13 protein-coding genes are annotated in these 17,388 nt (G+C 69.2%); 11 read left to right on the plus strand and 2 right to left on the minus strand.

The window, feature by feature from the left end:
• The first annotated feature begins 90 nt into the window (after nucleotides 1-90).
• Complete coding sequence (gene clpX / locus AB0M26_RS24550) at nucleotides 91-1,380, plus strand: ATP-dependent Clp protease ATP-binding subunit ClpX (protein ID WP_365263983.1); 1,290 nt, start codon at nucleotides 91-93, stop codon at nucleotides 1,378-1,380.
• A gap of 236 nt (nucleotides 1,381-1,616) precedes the next feature.
• Here clpX and AB0M26_RS24555 read toward each other — a convergent pair whose 3' ends face one another.
• The gene (locus AB0M26_RS24555) at nucleotides 1,617-2,468 is read right to left on the minus strand and encodes a hypothetical protein (protein WP_365263984.1); all 852 of its coding nucleotides are present in this window, start codon (nucleotides 2,466-2,468) and stop codon (nucleotides 1,617-1,619) included.
• 27 nt (nucleotides 2,469-2,495) lie between these two features.
• The gene (locus AB0M26_RS24560; protein WP_365263985.1) at nucleotides 2,496-3,428 is read right to left on the minus strand and encodes a hypothetical protein; all 933 of its coding nucleotides are present in this window, start codon (nucleotides 3,426-3,428) and stop codon (nucleotides 2,496-2,498) included.
• Between the two features lie 209 nt (nucleotides 3,429-3,637).
• On the opposite strand from AB0M26_RS24560, the gene AB0M26_RS24565 reads away from it, so the two are divergent.
• From AB0M26_RS24565 to AB0M26_RS24610, 10 genes are all read left to right on the plus strand, one after another.
• Nucleotides 3,638-6,277, plus strand: coding sequence for a valine--tRNA ligase (locus AB0M26_RS24565; RefSeq protein WP_365263986.1), 2,640 nt, complete (start codon nucleotides 3,638-3,640; stop codon nucleotides 6,275-6,277).
• Between the two features lie 151 nt (nucleotides 6,278-6,428).
• The gene (locus tag AB0M26_RS24570) at nucleotides 6,429-7,964 is read left to right on the plus strand and encodes a folylpolyglutamate synthase/dihydrofolate synthase family protein (protein ID WP_365263987.1); all 1,536 of its coding nucleotides are present in this window, start codon (nucleotides 6,429-6,431) and stop codon (nucleotides 7,962-7,964) included.
• Between the two features lies 1 nt (nucleotide 7,965).
• Nucleotides 7,966-8,331 carry a DUF4233 domain-containing protein gene (locus AB0M26_RS24575; protein WP_365263988.1) on the plus strand — a complete coding sequence of 122 codons (366 nt, stop codon included), beginning with the start codon at nucleotides 7,966-7,968 and terminating at the stop codon, nucleotides 8,329-8,331.
• 82 nt (nucleotides 8,332-8,413) lie between these two features.
• Entirely contained in the window at nucleotides 8,414-8,827 is a 414-nt protein-coding gene (gene ndk / locus AB0M26_RS24580; RefSeq protein ID WP_365263989.1) for a nucleoside-diphosphate kinase, read from the plus strand.
• A gap of 307 nt (nucleotides 8,828-9,134) precedes the next feature.
• Entirely contained in the window at nucleotides 9,135-10,154 is a 1,020-nt protein-coding gene (locus AB0M26_RS24585; protein WP_360850470.1) for a rod shape-determining protein, read from the plus strand.
• Nucleotides 10,155-10,345: 191 nt separating this feature from the next.
• Complete coding sequence (gene mreC, locus AB0M26_RS24590) at nucleotides 10,346-11,362, plus strand: rod shape-determining protein MreC (protein WP_365263990.1); 1,017 nt, start codon at nucleotides 10,346-10,348, stop codon at nucleotides 11,360-11,362.
• 2 nt (nucleotides 11,363-11,364) lie between these two features.
• Nucleotides 11,365-12,069, plus strand: coding sequence for a rod shape-determining protein MreD (gene mreD, locus AB0M26_RS24595; RefSeq protein ID WP_365263991.1), 705 nt, complete (start codon nucleotides 11,365-11,367; stop codon nucleotides 12,067-12,069).
• Between the two features lie 85 nt (nucleotides 12,070-12,154).
• The gene (mrdA, locus tag AB0M26_RS24600) at nucleotides 12,155-14,335 is read left to right on the plus strand and encodes a penicillin-binding protein 2 (RefSeq protein ID WP_365263992.1); all 2,181 of its coding nucleotides are present in this window, start codon (nucleotides 12,155-12,157) and stop codon (nucleotides 14,333-14,335) included.
• A complete protein-coding gene (gene rodA / locus AB0M26_RS24605; protein ID WP_365263993.1) occupies nucleotides 14,335-15,534 on the plus strand; it encodes a rod shape-determining protein RodA in 1,200 nt (399 codons plus the stop codon). Before mrdA ends, rodA begins: the two co-directional genes overlap by 1 nt.
• A 52-nt stretch (nucleotides 15,535-15,586) precedes the next feature.
• The gene (locus AB0M26_RS24610) at nucleotides 15,587-17,347 is read left to right on the plus strand and encodes a CYTH and CHAD domain-containing protein (RefSeq protein ID WP_365263994.1); all 1,761 of its coding nucleotides are present in this window, start codon (nucleotides 15,587-15,589) and stop codon (nucleotides 17,345-17,347) included.
• Nucleotides 17,348-17,388: the final 41 nt, after the last annotated feature.

A 17,388-nucleotide genomic window follows, 5' to 3' on the forward strand; every position in this document is an offset into this window, starting at 1 on the left:
CCGCACGGGGGGTCCGGCAAGGTACCGTCGGTAGGCAAGCACCCGGGTCTGCGTACGTGATGCAGATCCCAGGCGAAGGGGAAGCACCTCGTGGCACGCATCGGTGATGGCGGCGACCTGCTCAAGTGCTCGTTCTGCGGGAAGAGCCAGAAGCAGGTGAAGAAGCTCATCGCAGGCCCCGGTGTGTACATCTGCGACGAGTGCATCGACCTCTGCAACGAGATCATCGAGGAAGAGCTCGCCGAGACGTCAGAGGTGCGGTGGGAGGAACTCCCCAAGCCCCGCGAGATCTACGAGTTCCTCGAGGGCTACGTCGTCGGCCAGGAGGCGGCCAAGAAAGCGCTGTCGGTGGCTGTCTACAACCACTACAAGCGCGTACAAGCGGGTGAGAACGGGCAGAACGGGCGCGACGACGGCATCGAGCTGGCCAAGTCCAACATCCTGCTGCTCGGCCCCACCGGCTCGGGCAAGACCCTGCTCGCCCAGACGCTTGCCCGGATGCTCAACGTCCCCTTTGCCATTGCCGATGCGACAGCCCTGACCGAAGCGGGCTACGTCGGTGAGGATGTTGAGAACATCCTTCTCAAACTCATTCAAGCCGCTGACTATGACGTCAAAAAGGCTGAAACGGGCATCATCTACATCGACGAGATCGACAAGGTCGCCCGGAAGAGTGAGAATCCGTCGATCACGCGCGATGTCTCCGGAGAGGGTGTCCAGCAGGCCCTCCTCAAGATCCTTGAGGGCACGACGGCTTCGGTCCCCCCGCAGGGCGGACGCAAGCATCCGCACCAGGAGTTCATCCAGATCGACACGACGAACGTGCTGTTCATCGTGGGCGGCGCCTTCGCCGGTCTGGAGAAGATCATCGAGTCGCGGGCCGGTGCCAAGGGCATCGGCTTCGGCGCAACCATCCGCTCCAAGCGCGATGTCGACTCCTCGGACCACTTCCGCGAGGTCATGCCGGAGGACCTGGTGAAGTTCGGGATGATCCCGGAGTTCATCGGCCGCCTCCCCGTCATCACCTCCGTCCACAACCTCGACCGCGAGGCGCTCCTCCAGATCCTGGTGGAGCCGCGCAACGCGCTCGTCAAGCAGTACCAGCGCCTCTTCGAACTCGACGGCGTGGAGCTGGACTTCGACCGCCCGGCTCTGGAGGCCATCGCCGACCAGGCGATCCTGCGCGGCACCGGTGCGCGGGGCCTGCGCGCCATCATGGAAGAAGTCCTCATGTCCGTGATGTACGAGGTGCCGTCCCGCAAGGACGTCGCCCGTGTTGTCATCACCGAGGACGTCGTCCACTCCAACGTCAACCCGACCCTCGTACCGCGCGAGCCGCGCGCGATCGGCAAGGGCGAGCGCCACGAGAAGAGCGCTTAGCGCGCACGCGAACGGATGGAGGGGCGCCCGGCAACTGCGGGCGCCCCTCCACCCGTTCGCGATCCGACCCGGCAAGGGGGGCCGGGCGGGACGTCAGGCCTGTCGTCGGCCAAGCCGCAGGCCCATGTCGCTCATCTGCCACGTGCCCGCGAACGAGGGGCTCTCTGTGGGACCGCGGACAAGCGAAGGGGCGCCCGGAAGACCCGGGCGCCCCTGACGGTCGCAGACTCCGTGCGCTACTTCTCGACGCGTACGTCCTCGCGGAACTTCGCGGTGGTCTCCGCCCACTCCTCGACCGAGGGCGCCTTCAGATCACTCGGGTCGGTGGCACCCTGCTTCGGGCCCCAGATGACGACCGCGGCGGTGCTGTCGTCGCCCCAGGCACAAGCGGGCAGCTTGACGAAGCCGGCGTTGACCTCGGCGCACTTCATGACGTCACCGTCGAAACCGGAGGGCTTCTGCTCCTTCGGTGAGGCCCCGGAGGAGGCGCCCTTGAGGATCGCGTCCACGGCCTCCTCGGGGTCGGTGACATTGCCGTATCCGCCACCGAACGAAATCACGTTGCTGTCACCGGAGTAGACGGCGCTGGCGGTCTTGCCGTCCTCGATGCCGCTGCCGCTGCCGGACTGGGGCTTGGCCCCCTGCCGCTGCGTCAGCTTCTCGTCCTTCTTGTACTCACCGCCCAGCACCGTGTCCGGCGTGTCCAGTTTGTAGTCGCCGCCACCGCCGCCCAGCAGCGCGACGGCGGCGACGACTATGACCACGACGGCGACCGCACCGGCGACGATGCCGAGGATCTTGCCCTTGTTACTGCCCGGCGGCGGGGGCGGGGGAGTGCCCCAACCCGCCTGCGGCTGCTGCCCGTACGGGCCGGGCTGCTGCGGCTGACCCTGCGGGTAGCCGTAACCGCCCTGCTGCGGAGGCACGGGGCCGCCCTGCTGCCCCTGCTGCGGGTAGCCGTACCCCGGCTGGCCCTGCGGCTGCTGCGGCGGCTGGCCGTAGGGGCCGGGCTGCTGCGGCGGCTGGCCACCGTACGGACCGGGCTGCTGCGGCTGACCGCCGTACGGGCCCGGCTGGTTGTGACTCATGGGGTTCCTCTCGGTGCGTGTGTGTCGCTAGTTCTTGAGCGGGACGCGGGCGTTGCCACGGACCTTCGCGGTGGTGTCCGCGGCCTCGTCGAGGTCGGCCTTGCCGGCGATCGCGGCCAGCGGGTCCATGAGGACGACTCCGGCGACGGTGCTGGAGTCGCCCCAGATGCACATCGGGATGGTGGCCGACTTCACGACGGCGCTGGGGTCGTCGCTGGTGAGCCTGAACCTCTGGCACTTCATCACGGCGCCGCCGAGGCCCTCCGGCTCCACTTCTTCCGGGCTGCCCACGGGCTCGGCCTCGCCCCCGTCCTCCGCGGACTTCGTCAGTACGACGAACATCGCGTCGACGACCTGCTCCGGGTCGTCGATCTCGCCCCAGACCCCGGTCAGCAGCATCTGCTTCTTCGAGTCCGTGACGTATTCGGCCTGGACGGGGTGCGCATCGGAGATGCCTGGGAGCTCCGCGAGATCCTCCCCGCTGCGGGGGCCGATGCCGGGGCCGTGCAGGCCGTCGCCCTTGCGTTCGTACTCCGTCGCCACCGTGGCCGGCGTGGTCAGTTTGTGCGGCCCGTCGTCCCCGCCCGTTCCGCTGCCTCCTTCCGCGAGGAAGAAGATCCCGAGGCCCACCGCGGCGACGGCCACGGCCGCCCCGATGATGATTCCGGCCTTCTTGCCGTTGCCGCCGCCCTGCGGAGGCGGGGGCGGCATCATGCCGTACGGCTGCTGTCCGTAGGGTCCCGGCTGCCCGCCGTACGGGGCGGGCTGCTGCGGCCCGCCTCCGTACGGACCCGGCAGGGCCTGTCCGGGATAGCCGTGGACCTGCTGGGGAGGGGCCTGTCCCGGTCCCGGCTGGGACGGGTATCCGTAGCCGGGCTGCCCTGCCGTACCGCCTTGAGCGTAGGGATGGGGGGTGCCGCCCCCATGGGGCCCTGGCCGTGGTGGCGGCTGGTGACTCATTGCATCCCCTCGTTGACAAGACAGTTGGGCCACATCCTCCCGGATGCCTTATGCGGGCTTTACCTCGGGGCGTGCATCAGGTTCAAAACTGTTGCGGACAGGTGGGAATCGATGGGTTCATGTCGGGTGATCCCGGACCCAGGAGCGGTACGGGCGGGCCCCTGGAATCGGTTCGTAACCGCCCCGACGCGGCCCTTACACTGGCCGTCGTGACCGACAACACCCAGCGCCCCGAGGCCGGGGCCAACAGCGCGCGCCCAGCAGATCTGCCGACTCAGTACGCACCGGCCGAGGTAGAGGGGCAGCTGTACGACCGCTGGGTGGAACGCGGCTATTTCGAGGCGGACGCGGGGAGCGACAAAGAGCCGTACACGGTCGTCATTCCGCCTCCCAATGTCACCGGTTCGCTCCATCTCGGCCACGCCTTCGAGCACACGCTGATCGACGGCCTCACCCGCCGCAAGCGGATGCAGGGCCACGAGACTCTGTGGCAGCCCGGCATGGACCACGCCGGCATCGCGACGCAGAACGTCGTGGAGCGCGAGCTCGCCAAGGAGGGCAAGTCCCGGCACGACCTGGGCCGTGAGGCGTTCGTCGAGCGCGTGTGGAAGTGGAAGGCCGAGTCCGGCGGCCAGATCTCCGGCCAGATGAAGCGCCTCGGCGACGGCGTCGCCTGGTCCCGCGAGCGCTTCACCATGGACGAAGGCCTCTCGCGAGCCGTCCAGACCATCTTCAAGCGGCTCTACGACGACGAGTTGATCTACCGCGCCGAGCGCATCATCAACTGGTGCCCGCGCTGCCTGACCGCCATCTCCGACATCGAGGTGGAGTACCAGGACGACGAGGGCGAGCTGGTCTCGATCCGCTACGGCGAGGGGGACTCCTCGATCGTCGTCGCCACGACCCGCGCCGAGACGATGCTCGGCGACACCGCCGTCGCGGTCCACCCCGACGACGAGCGCTACGGCCACCTCGTCGGCACCGAGATCGAACTGCCGCTCACCGGACGCCGTATCCCTGTCGTGGCGGATGAGCACGTCGACCCGGAGTTCGGCACCGGCGCCGTCAAGGTGACGCCCGCCCACGACCCGAACGACTTCGAGATCGGCCGCCGCCACGATCTGCCGAACCTGGCGGTCATGGACGAGCACGCGGTCATCACCGCCCACGGCCCGTTCCAGGGGCTCGACCGGCTGGAGGCCCGGTCCACCATCGTGGCCGCGCTGCGTGCCGAGGGCCGGATCGTCGCGGAGAAGCGCCCGTACACGCACTCCGTCGGGCACTGCTCGCGCTGCAAGACCACCATCGAGCCGCGGCTGTCGATGCAGTGGTGGGTCAGGGTCGGCCCGCTCGCGAAGGCCGCGGGTGACGCCGTCCGCGACGGCCGTGTAACCATCCACCCCAAGGAGATGGAGTCCCGCTACTTCGGCTGGGTCGACAACCTCCACGACTGGTGCATCTCGCGCCAGCTCTGGTGGGGCCACCGCATCCCGGTCTGGTACGGGCCGGAGGGCGAGGTCGTCTGCGTCGGCCCCGACGAGGAGCCCCCGAGCGGCGAGGGCTGGCGCCAGGACAGCGACGTCCTGGACACCTGGTTCTCCTCCGGCCTGTGGCCCTTCTCCACGCTGGGCTGGCCGGCGCGGACGGAGAGCCTGGAGAAGTTCTATCCGAACTCGGTTCTGGTGACCGGCTACGACATCCTTTTCTTCTGGGTCGCCCGCATGATGATGTTCGGGCTGTACGCGATGGACGGCACCCCGCCTTTCCGCACCATCGCCCTGCACGGCATGGTCCGCGACCAGTTCGGCAAGAAAATGTCCAAGTCCTTTGGGAACGCGGTCAATCCGCTGGACTGGATGGACAAGTACGGCTCGGACGCGGTCCGTTTCACCCTCGCCCGCGGCGCCAACCCGGGTGTCGACGTGCCGATCGGCGAGGACTGGGTCCAGGCGTCCCGCAACTTCGCCAACAAGATCTGGAACGCGACCCGCTTCGCGCTCATGAACGGCGCGACGATTTCCGGAGACCTCCCCGACCCCGGGGAGCTGCGCGCCGAGGACCGCTGGATCCTCTCCCGCCTGAACAGCGTCATCACCGAAGTCGATGCGTACTACGACGACTACCAGTTCTCCAAGCTCAGCGAGGCGCTCTTCCACTTCGCCTGGGACGAGGTCTTCGACTGGTACGTCGAGCTGTCCAAGACCACGTTCGCCAAGGGCGGCCCGGCGGCCGACGCCTCCCGGCGCGTCCTGGGCGAGGTCCTGGACGTCACGCTGCGGCTGCTGCACCCGGTGGTGCCGTTCGTCACCGAGGCGCTGTGGACCACGCTCACGGGCCAGGAGTCGGTCGTCATCGCCGACTGGCCGAGGGACAGCGGGTTCCGCGACCGGGCGGCCGAGCAGGAGATCGAGACGGTCCAGCAGGTCGTCACCGAGGTCCGCCGGTTCCGCGCCGACCAAGGTCTCCAGCCCGGCCAGAAAGTCCCGGCCCGTCTGGACCTGACCGCGAGCCCGGCGCTCGCCGCCCATGAGGACGCCATCCGGCAGCTTCTGCGCCTCCAGCCTGAGGGCGAGGGCTTCACGCCCACGGCAACGCTTCCGGTGGCCGGTGCCACCGTCGCCCTCGACCTGTCGGGTGCCATCGACGTCGAGGCGGAGCGGAAGCGGCTCGCCAAGGACCTCGCGGCGGCGGAGAAGGAGCTCGCCCAGACCACGGCGAAGCTCGGCAACGAGGCGTTCCTGGCGAAGGCCCCGGACAACGTCGTGGAGAAGATCCGCGGACGGCAGGCGACCGCCAAGGCCGACATCGAGCGGATCTCCGCGCAGCTCGCGGGCCTGCCGCAGGCCTGATCCGGGCTTCGCTTCCCCGCCCGCCCTCCTGAGAGGCGGACGGGGACGGGCGTGGTGCGGACGGCGACAGGCGTGGTGGGGCCCGCGAGCCCCACCACGGGGCGGCCCCCTGCCGCCCGGAGCCCCCCGCCCCGCTCCGTAGACTGGGCGGGTGAGTGACTTCCCTCCGCACGACGACCCCGACGGCACAGACGGCACCCCGGACCCCCTCGACCGGTTCGACGAGATCGTGGGGGAGGAGACCAGCCGCGACCCCGACCTCGCGGTGATCGAAGCCGGCAGCCGGACCCTGCGGACGCAGGCCGGGCCGCCGCAGGGCGACGCCGTCCCCGCCCGTCCCGCCGACCCCGAGGTGGACAAGGCGCTGCGCGAGGTCGAGGCGGAGCTCGCGGGCCGCTGGGGGGAGACCAAGCTCGAACCGTCGGTGACGCGGATCGAGGCGCTGATGGACGTCCTCGGGGAGCCGCAGCGTGCCTACCCGTCCATCCACATCACCGGCACCAACGGCAAGACCAGCACGGCCCGCATGATCGAGGCCCTGCTGGCCACCTTCGAGCTCCGCACCGGCCGCTACACCAGCCCGCACGTCCAGGCCGTCACCGAGCGGATCAGCCTGGACGGTGCGCCGGTCTCCGCGAAGCGGTTCATCGAGACGTACCGCGACATCCAGCCGTACGTGGAGATGGTCGACTCCTCCCAGGACTACCGGCTCTCCTTCTTCGAGGTGCTGACCGGTATGGCGTACGCGGCCTTCGCCGACGCGCCCGTCGATGTGGCGGTCGTCGAGGTCGGCATGGGCGGCACCTGGGACGCCACCAACGTCATCGACGCCCAGGTGGCCGTGGTGACCCCGATCTCGCTGGACCACACCGACCGGTTGGGTGAGACGCCCGGCCACATCGCCGGGGAGAAGGCGGGCATCATCAAGGACGGTTCCACCGTGGTGCTCGCCCAGCAGCCGGTCGACGCGGCGCAGGTCATGCTCAAGCGCGCGGTCGAGAAGGACGCCACGGTCGCCCGAGAGGGCATGGAGTTCGGCGTCACCTCACGCGAGGTCGCGGTCGGCGGGCAGTTGCTGACCCTGCGCGGACTGGGCGGCGAGTACCCGGACATCTTCCTGCCGCTGCACGGCGCGCACATGGCGCACAACGCGGCGGTGGCGCTGGCCGCGGTCGAGGCTTTCTTCGGCATCGGCGCGGACCACGCCCGTACGCTCGACATCGACACGGTCCGTACGGCCTTCGCGTCCGTCGCCTCGCCGGGCCGCCTCGAGGTCGTACGGAAGAGCCCGACGGTCCTCCTCGACGCCGCGCACAACCCGGGCGGGGCGCAGGCGGTGGTGGCGGCGATCGGCGAGGCCTTCAGCTTCAGCCGGCTCGTCGGAGTGGTCGGCATGAGCGGCGACAAGGACGTGAAGGGCTTCCTGGAGGCTTTCGAACCGCTGTTCGCCGAGATCGTGGTGACCAGCAACTCCAGTCACCGGGCGATGGACGTGGACGAGCTGGCCGCGCTCGCGGTCGAGGTCTACGGCGACGAGCGGGTCCAGGTCGAGCCGCGGCTGGACGACGCCCTGGAGGCGGCGGTCACGCTCGCCGAGGAGGAGGGCGAGTACTCCGGTGGCGGTGTCCTGGTGACCGGTTCGGTGATCACGGTCGGCGAGGCCCGCCTGCTGCTCGGGAGGGGCTGAGATGCGAACCCTGTGCGCGTCCACGCTGATCGGTGAATTCTTCGTCATCGGCTTCGCGGGCCTGGTGGCCATGCAGACCACCGAGCTGTCGCCGGCGGCGGTCTGGGGCGTCAGCGGCACCGCAATGCTGATCTGCCTGCTGCTGTGCGGCATGCTGTCCCGCCCCGGCGCCGTGCCGATCGGGTGGGTGCTGCAGATCGGGCTGATCGCGGCCGGATTCGTCGTACCGCTGATGTTCTTCCTCGGCGTGCTGTTCGGTGCCCTGTGGTGGGCCTCGGTCCATTTCGGCCGGAAGGTCGACGAGGCGAGGGCCCGGTTCGCGGCCCAGGCGGAAGGCGCGGCGGGGCCGCGAGCGGACACTGCGTGACGGAGCGTCGGTTCACCCATGTAGCCTCTTCGCACCCGCACATTGCCGTAACTCATCGGCGTACCCCGAAGGAGCTCGCCCCGTGAGCCAGCGCACGCTCGTCCTGCTCAAGCCCGACGCCGTACGACGCGGTCTGATCGGTGAGATCATCGGCCGTATCGAGAAGAAGGCCGACTGGCGGATCAGTGCCCTGGAGATGCGCCGACTGGACCGTGGCCTGCTGGAGCAGCATTACGCCGAACACGTCGGCAAGCCGTTTTATGAGCCGTTGGTGGAGTTCATGTCCTCCGGCCCGGTCGTCGCGCTGGTCGTCGAGGGTGAGCGGGTCGTCGAGGGTTTGCGGGCTCTGGCCGGCCCGACCGACCCGATCGCGGCAGCTCCCGGCAGCATTCGCGGCGATTTCGGCACCATCGTGCGGGAGAACCTCATCCATGCGTCCGACTCGGCCGAGTCCGCCGAGCGTGAGCTGAAGCTGTTTTTTCCCACGGTTGGGTGAAGGCAGTATTTTCCCGATTTTCCCCTGACGGCACGTCAGTCGTTTCCGCCTTGTGACCTGGGGCGACCGAATTTCCGCGGTCGCCCCTTGGCATATGCTGGGCATATCGGGGAACCTGTCACTCCGACACGACGTCACCAATACGGGGGTAGGCGCGTGTTCCGCCGACAATGGCGGAGTAGCCCTCGCAGCGCGCTCGATCCCGGCGTGACTACGATGGACCCACGCCACTTCAAGCGTTCACCTCGCCGACCTACACACACTCGCTCCAGCTGGGAAGGCCAGACGTATCCTCATGGGGAACAATATGTCGTTCATCGGCCGTGACATGGCTGTCGACCTCGGCACCGCCAACACGCTGGTGTACGTCAGGGGTCGCGGGATCGTCCTCAACGAGCCATCCGTCGTCGCCATCAACACGAACACCGGCGGCATCCTGGCGGTCGGCGCGGAAGCGAAGAAGATGATCGGCCGCACCCCCGGCAACATCGTCGCGGTCCGCCCTCTCAAAGACGGCGTCATCGCCGACTTCGAGATCACCGAGCGGATGCTCCGGTATTTCATTCTGAAGATCCATAAACGCCGTTATCTCGCCCGTCCTCGGGTCGTCGTGTGTGTTCCTTCCGGGATCACCGGAGTCGAGCGCCGCGCGGTCATCGAGGCCTCCACGCAGGCCGGCGCGCGCCAGGTGCACATCATCGAGGAGCCCATGGCCGCCGCGATCGGCTCCGGACTTCCGGTGCACGAGGCCACCGGCAACATGGTGGTGGACATCGGCGGCGGCACCACCGAGGTCGCCGTGATCTCGCTCGGCGGCATCGTCACCGCGCAGTCGATCCGCGTGGCGGGCGACGAGCTGGACAACGCGATCATCCAGCACATCAAGAAGGAGTACAGCCTCCTGCTCGGTGAGCGGACCGCGGAGAGCATCAAGATCACGATTGGCTCGGCCTTCGACAGCGAAGAGGACGAGCACACCGAGATCCGCGGCCGCGACCTGGTCAGCGGCCTGCCGAAGACCGTGGTCATCTCCAGTGCCGAGATCCGCAAGGCCATGGAGGAGCCGCTCAACGCCATCGTCGACGCGGTGAAGACCACGCTCGACAAGTGCCCGCCGGAACTCTCCGGCGACGTGATGGACCGCGGCATCGTGCTCACCGGCGGCGGTGCACTGCTGCGCGGCCTGGACGAGCGGCTGCGCCGCGAGACCGGCATGCCCATCCATATCGCCGAGGACCCGCTGGACTCCGTGGCCCTCGGCTCCGGTAAGTGCGTGGAGGAGTTCGAGGCGCTCCAGCAGGTGCTGGACGCCCAGCCCCGCAGATGACGGAGCGACCGAACCCCCTTCCCACCTTCGAGTGAGGAAGCTCCACGCGCGGGTGACGCCTTCCGCGCGGTCCACCGTTCACCGAGCAGAAGAACAGCAGCGTCCGTATGGCAGACATGTGCTGACGATTCCCGGACAATGCAGGACACCCGCAACACCCGCATCCGACGAGGAAGGCACGGCCGCCGCACGTGAGGGACACACGAGAGAGCCGGTTGCTCCTGGTGCTGCTGATCGCCATCGCGTTCGCCCTGATCACGGTGGACATCCGCGGTGGCGAGAACTCCCCGCTCGACAGCGCGCGGCGTGCCGCGGCCTCGGCCTTCGGGCCGGTGGAGAACGGTGTCGCCTCGGCGATCAACCCGATCGGCAACGCCATCGGGGCGGTGCGCGACTCCGGCGAGCGGCACGGCCGGCTCGCCGAACTGGAGCGTGAGAACGCCGCCCTGAAGGCGAAGCTGGGCAGCGACGACCGGACCAGGGGCCGCGCCGCCGAGCTGGACAAGATGCTGAAGACCGCCGGCGCCGGCCGGTACGGCATCAAGGGCGCGGAGGTCATCGCCATAGGAGCCGCGCAGGGTTTCTCCTGGACCGTCACCATCGACGCGGGCTCCGACGACGGCATCGAGCGCGACATGACCGTGCTCAACGGTGACGGCCTGGTCGGCCGCGTCACCACCGTGTCCGTGTCCACCGCGACCGTTCTGCTCGCCAACGACCCCGACTTCACCGTCGGTACGCGCATGGAGAAGTCCGCAGAACTGGGCTTCGCCACCGGCCAGGGCGACCGGCCGCTGCGCGTCCAACTCCTCAACGGCAAGGCCAAGGTGAAGAAGGGCGACCGCATGGTCACCTTCGGGTCGCGCGCCGACAGACCGTTCGTGCCCGGCGTCCCCGTGGGCGAGGTCGTCCGCGTCGACCCGTCCAACGGCGACCTCACCCGCACCCTGCAGGTCCGCCCCTTCGTCGGCTTCACCAAGCTCGACATCGTCGGCATCGTCGTCCAGCCGCCGCGCAAGGATCCGCGTGACGCCGTCCTGCCCCCGCCGCCCAAGACGAAGCCGACGCCCACGGTGACCGTCACCGTCAGCCCGTCGGCCGGGGGCTCCGCCGACCCCTCCGGCGCGGCGAGCCCTCCGTCGGATGACGACGCGGCCACGCCCGCGGGCGGCGGAGCCACGCCCGAGCCGAGCCCGACCAGGAGCTGATCATGCGCCTCAACAGGATCCTGCTCTCCACCTCGCTCGTGGTCGTCGCGCTCGTCGTCCAGGTGTCGGTGCTCGCCCGGCTCCATCTGCCGGGCGCTGTCCCCGATCTGATGCTGCTCATCGTCCTGGCCCTGGCCCTGGTCTACGGCCACACCGCCGGCTGCGTCATCGGCTTCGGCGCCGGTCTGCTCTCCGACCTCGCACCACCGGCCGACCACGCCGTGGGCCGGTACGCCCTCGTGCTCTGCGTGACCGGCTATCTCGCCGGTCTCGCCAAGCCCGATACGGGACGCGTCCGTTCGGCCACCGGCCCTCTGCTGGTCGTCGTCGGCGCCGCCATCGGCACCACGCTGATGTACGCGGGCGTGGGCGCGCTCGTCGGCGACACCGCCGCCCGGCAGGTCGGCGTCACGAACCTGATCCTCACCGCCTCGCTCTACGACCTGCTGCTCGCCCCCTTCGTCGTGCCCGGCGTCATGTGGCTCGCGAGGAGAGCCGAGAACGACCCCATGGCCGAGACCACGAGCGGCCCCGCCGGAGGAAGCGACCACGCCCTGCGGGGCTTCGCAACCGCCGACAGCCTGCTGGGTACACGTTCGGGCCGCGGTGGCCTGCTCGGCAAGCCCTACCGGTCACGCCAGCGGAGCGGGCGCATCAAGCCGGCACGCATCAAGCCGGCGCGCATCAAGGGGGCCAAGCGGCTGTGAATTCCGAAGTCACCGGAGGGACACGGGGCCGGGCGGCGGCGACGCGGCCGGCCGGACCCAGGACGGAGAAACCGGAGGGGGCAAGGTGAGCAACATCCCGGAGACCGGTCGTACCTCGCGGGTCACGATCCGGCTGATCGCCATCCAGATCCTGGTGTTCTCCCTGCTGTTCACCCTCGGCGGCCGCCTCTGGTACCTCCAGATCCGCAACGGCGACGAGTACGCGCAGGAGGCCAAGAGCAACCACGTCCAGCAGGTCGTCCAGCCCGCGGTCCGCGGCTCCATCCTCGACGCCCGCGGCGTACCGCTCGCCGACAACGAGACCCGCCTGGTCGTCTCCGCGAACCGCACAGACCTGCTGAAGATGAAGGACGACGGCAAGGCCGTACTCGCCAAGCTCGCCGACGTCCTCGACATGTCGCCCAAGGACGTCGCCCAGAAGGTCAGGCTCTGCGATTCCAAGACCCCGCAGCCCTGTTGGAACGGCTCCCCATACCAGCCCATCCCCATCACCGACGAGACCACCACCCAGCAGGCCCTCCAGATCCGGGAGCGCGCGGAGGACTTCCCCGGCATCACCGCCGAACCCACCGCCGTACGCCGCTACCCGTCGCCGGTGAAGGCCAACACCGCCCAGGTCCTGGGCTACCTCTCGCCCGTCACCGACGAGGAGATCGAGGAGGCCAAGGACACCGACTCCCCGTTCCTGCGCTCCGACCAGATCGGCCGCTCCGGACTCGAGCGCGCCTACGACAAGTACCTCCGGGGCAACGCCGGTGTCACCCGCTACGAGGTGGACAACCTCGGTCGCGTCATCGGCCAGACCAAGAGCGACAAGGGCAAGGCCGGTTCGTCCGTCGTCACCAGCATCGATGCCCGCGTCCAGTCGCTGGCGGAGAAGGAACTGGACAACGCTATGAAGGAGGCGCGCAAGCAGGTCGACCGCAACACCGGCCGCCCGTACGAGGCGGATGCGGGTGCCATGGTCGTCATGGAGGCGAAGACCGGACGTGTGGTGGCGATGGCCTCCAACCCGGACTACGACCCCAACGCCTGGGTCGGCGGTATCGACGCCAAGGACTACAAGCGGCTCACCAGCAAGTCCTCCAACTACCCGCTGCTCAACCGGGCCATCCAGGGCCAGGCAGCCCCGGGCTCGATCTTCAAGGTCATCTCCACCGCGGCCTCGCTCAACGCCGGTTACGAGTTCAACGGCGGCTACCCCTGCACGAGCGCGTACAGCATCGGCGGCCAGGTCTTCAAGAACTTCGAGTCGCAGAGCCACGGCGCGATCAGCCTCGGCCGGGCGCTCGAGGTCTCCTGCGACACCGTCTTCTACCGGCTGGCGCACGAGCAGTGGAGGAAGGACGGCGGCCTCAAGCCGAAGAAGAGCGCCAAGGACTGGTTCTACAAGACCGCCCACCAGTTCGGCCTGGGCGCCGAGACCGGCATCGACCTCCCCAACGAGGTCAAGGGCCGCGTCCCGGACCGCCAGTGGAAGAAGGACTTCTGGAAGGCCAACAAGGACGGCTGGTGCGCACAGGCCAAGAAGGCCAAGGACAAGAAGGACTTCGACACCGTCTTCGCGCGGGAGAGCTGCCTCGAGGGCTTCAAGCTCCACGCGTACGACTCGATCAACTACTCCATCGGCCAGGGCGACACCCTCGTCACCCCGATCCAGATGGCGACCATTTACTCGGCCATCGCCAACGGCGGCACGCTCTACAACCCGACCGTCGGCAAGGCCGTCATCAGCCCCGACGGCAAGCACGTGCAGGACATCAAGCCCAAGTCGCACGGCAAACTGCCGGTTTCGAAGAAGAACCTGGCGCTGATGGACAACGCGCTCGCCGGCGTCGCCACCCGCGGTACCGCGGCCTGGCGGTTCGGCGGCTGGCCCCAGGACAAGATCGAGATGCACGCCAAGACCGGTACGGCCGAGGTCTACGGCAAGCAGACCACGTCCTGGTTCGCCACCTACACCAAGGACTACGCGATCGTGATGACGATCTCCCAGGGCGGCACCGGCTCCGGCGCCTCCGGTCCCGCGGTGCGCAACATCTACAACGCCCTCTACGGGGTCGACGAGAAGGGCGGTATCGACAAGAAGCGCGCCCTGCTGTCCAAGCCCCAGGCGAGTCTGCCGAAGATCGAGAAGGACGGCACGATCGAGGCCAAGCCCGCCGAGCCCTACGCGCCCGCCAAGCCCTCGGAGTCGGCGACCCCCGTCGAGCTGGCAGCCGCACTCACCAGGCGGAGGGGCTAGTGGCCGGTAGCAGCAGCTTCTCCATCAGCCGCTACCGGCCCGAACTCGGCCTGTGGGGCAAGCTCACCGCGCGCGACTCCATGGTCCGGCGCATGGACTGGATGATGCTCGGCTCCGCGCTGATGCTCTCCGGTCTCGGCTCCTTGCTGATCTGGTCGGCGACGCGCAACCGCACCGAGCTCAACCAGGGCGACCCGTACTACTTCCTGTTCCGCCACGTGCTGAACACCGGCATCGGGATCGCCCTCATGATCGGCACGATCTGGCTCGGGCACCGGACGCTGCGCGGCGCCGTGCCCGTCCTGTACGGCATCTCCGTCCTGCTGACCACCGCCGTCCTCACCCCGCTCGGTTCGACCATCAACGGCTCCCACGCCTGGATCCAGATCGGCGGCGGCTTCTCCCTCCAGCCCTCCGAATTCGCCAAGATCACGATCATCCTCGGGATGGCGATGCTGCTGGCGGCCCGGGTGGACGCGGGAGACCGCGTCCACCCCGATCACCGTACGGTCGTCCAGGCGCTCGCCCTGGCCGCGCTGCCCATCGGGATCATCATGCTGATGCCGGACCTGGGCTCGGTGATGGTCATCGTGGTGATGGTGCTCGGCATCCTGCTGGCCTCGGGCGCCTCCAACCGCTGGGTCATCGGACTCGTGGCGATCGGAGCCACCGGCGCCGTAGCGGTCTGGCAGTTCGGACTGCTCGACGACTACCAGCTCAACCGCTTCGCCGCCTTCGCCAACCCCGAACTCGACCCCGCAGGCGTCGGCTACAACACCAACCAGGCGCGGATCGCCATCGGTTCGGGCGGCCTGACCGGGACCGGTCTCTTCAACGGCCACCAGACCACGGGCCAGTTCGTGCCCGAGCAGCAGACCGACTTCATCTTCACCGTCGCGGGGGAGGAGCTCGGCTTCCTCGGTGCGGGACTGATCATTCTGCTGCTGGGAATCGTCCTCTGGCGTGCCTGCCGCATCGCCCGGGACACCACCGAGCTGTACGGCACGGTGGTGGCCGCCGGGATCATCGCCTGGTTCGCCTTCCAGGCCTTCGAGAACATCGGGATGACGCTGGGCATCATGCCGGTCGCGGGGCTTCCGCTGCCCTTCGTCTCGTACGGCGGTACCTCGATGTTCGCCGTCTGGATCGCCATCGGGCTGCTGCAGTCGATCAAGATGCAGCGGCCGGTCTCCGCCTAGGCCACGTCATGCGGGGATGTCGTGAGCCGGACAGGGCCGGTAGATTCAGTTCATGGCGGATCAGTCACGCGAGATCGAGCGCAAATACGACGCCCCCGAGAGCGGACTGCCCGACCTGACCGCTGTCCCCGGGGTGGCGGCCGTCGTCGACAAGGGCGTGACCGGCCTCGACGCGATCTACTACGACACCGAGGACGAGCGGCTCGCGGCGGCCGGCATCACCCTGCGCCGCCGAACCGGCGGCAGTGACGAGGGCTGGCATCTCAAACTGCCGGTCGCCACGGATGTGCGCGAGGAGATCCGCGCACCGCTCTCCGCCCGTCTGCCGGACGAACTGGCGGGACTCGTACGGTCCCGGGTCAGGAACTCCCCGGTCGTGCCGGTCGTCCGGCTGCGGTCAGAGCGAGACGTACGCCATCTCGTCGACGCCGAGGGGCGGCTGGTGGCGGAGGCGAGCATCGACGAGGTCACCGCGGAGCGGCTGAACGGCCGCGAGGGGAGGGCGCCGCGGACCGTCGCGTGGACCGAGGTCGAGGTGGAGCTGTCGGAGGGCGCCGACCGGAAGCTTCTCGACGCCGTCGAACGGGCCCTCGTAAAGGCCGGGGTACGGCGCGCACAGGCGCCCTCGAAACTGGCCCGCGCGTTGGCGGAGACGCGCGAGCAGGGCACGGAGGGCGCAGAGGGCGCGGCAGGGGCAGAGGAGGGCGGCGAGGCGGAGACGCCCGGCAAGACCGGTGAGGCGGGCGGGGGCAAAGGCAAGAGGGGCGACGGCGAGGCCAAGGCGGGCAAAGGCAAAGGCAGAGGGAAAGGCAAAGGCAAGGGCAAAGGCAAAGGCAAAGGCAAAGGGAAAGGCAATGCGGGCGAGGGCAGCGCGGAAACCCCGGCCGCGACCGCCGATGCCGCCGGGGGAGTGGCACCCGTCGCCGGGACCACGGCCGGGGACCACGTCCTCCAATACCTCCGCGCCCAGGTCGACGCCATCGTCGAGCTCGACCCCGCGGTACGCCGCGACCAGCCCGACTCCGTCCATCGCATGCGCGTCGCCTCCCGCCGCCTGCGCAGCGCCTTCAAGTCGTTCGGCAAGATCGTCGACCGCGAGGTGACCGACCCGATCAGTGACGAGCTGAAATGGCTCGCCGCCGAGCTGGGGGTCGACCGGGACCGCGAGGTCCTCACCGCACGCCTCCACCAGCGGCTGGCCGAACTCCCGGGCCACCTGATCATCGGTCCCGTCCGCGGCCGACTCCGCACCTGGTCCGACGCCCGCCGCCGCGGATCCCGGCACCATGTCATCGAAACCCTCGACAGCGCGCGCTACCTCGACCTCCTCGAGGCCCTTCACGCGCTGCTCGTCGACCCCCCGCTGCACAGCGCCGCCCGGCGCCCCGCACGCGCCGTACTGCCCCGCGCCGTGCTGCGCGACTTCGCCCGCCTCGCGCGCCGTGTGGACGTCGCCTTCGCCACGCCGCACGGCCGCGACCGGGACGTCGCCGTGCACGAGGCCCGCAAGGCGGCCAAGCGCGCGCGGTACGCCGCCGAAGCCGCCCGGCCCGCCCTGGGCGAGCCGGCGAATCGCCTCGTGCAGCAGATGAAGGCACTCCAGGACGCCCTCGGCGATCACCAGGACAGTGTGGTCGCCCGCACGGCCCTACTCGAGCTTGCGGACGAGGCCCGGAACGCCCATGAGAGTTCATTCACCTTCGGGCTGCTGTACGGGCACGAGGAGGCGCAGGCAGCCGCACGCGAGGCCGAGATGCCCCGGGCCTGGGGCGAGGCGTCCCGCAAGAAGCTGCTCTCGGCGCTGCGGAGCTAGTGCCCCCTTGGCGCGGGTGGCGCCGGTCCGCTCGCCCGGGC

The sequence above is a fragment of the Streptomyces sp. NPDC051776 genome, assembly GCF_040681345.1.
Classification (GTDB): Bacteria; Actinomycetota; Actinomycetes; order Streptomycetales; family Streptomycetaceae; genus Streptomyces.

Excerpts from the sequence above, each read along its gene's own strand:
- AB0M26_RS24560 (WP_365263985.1), bottom strand. The coding sequence starts at position 3,428 with ATGAGTCACCAGCCGCCACCACGGCCAGGGCCCCATGGGGGCGGCACC.
- AB0M26_RS24575 (WP_365263988.1), top strand. The coding sequence starts at position 7,966 with ATGCGAACCCTGTGCGCGTCCACGCTGATCGGTGAATTCTTCGTCATC.
- AB0M26_RS24610 (WP_365263994.1), top strand. The coding sequence starts at position 15,587 with ATGGCGGATCAGTCACGCGAGATCGAGCGCAAATACGACGCCCCCGAG.
- AB0M26_RS24555 (WP_365263984.1), bottom strand. The coding sequence starts at position 2,468 with ATGAGTCACAACCAGCCGGGCCCGTACGGCGGTCAGCCGCAGCAGCCC.
- mreD (WP_365263991.1), top strand. The coding sequence starts at position 11,365 with ATGCGCCTCAACAGGATCCTGCTCTCCACCTCGCTCGTGGTCGTCGCG.
- AB0M26_RS24585 (WP_360850470.1), top strand. The coding sequence starts at position 9,135 with ATGTCGTTCATCGGCCGTGACATGGCTGTCGACCTCGGCACCGCCAAC.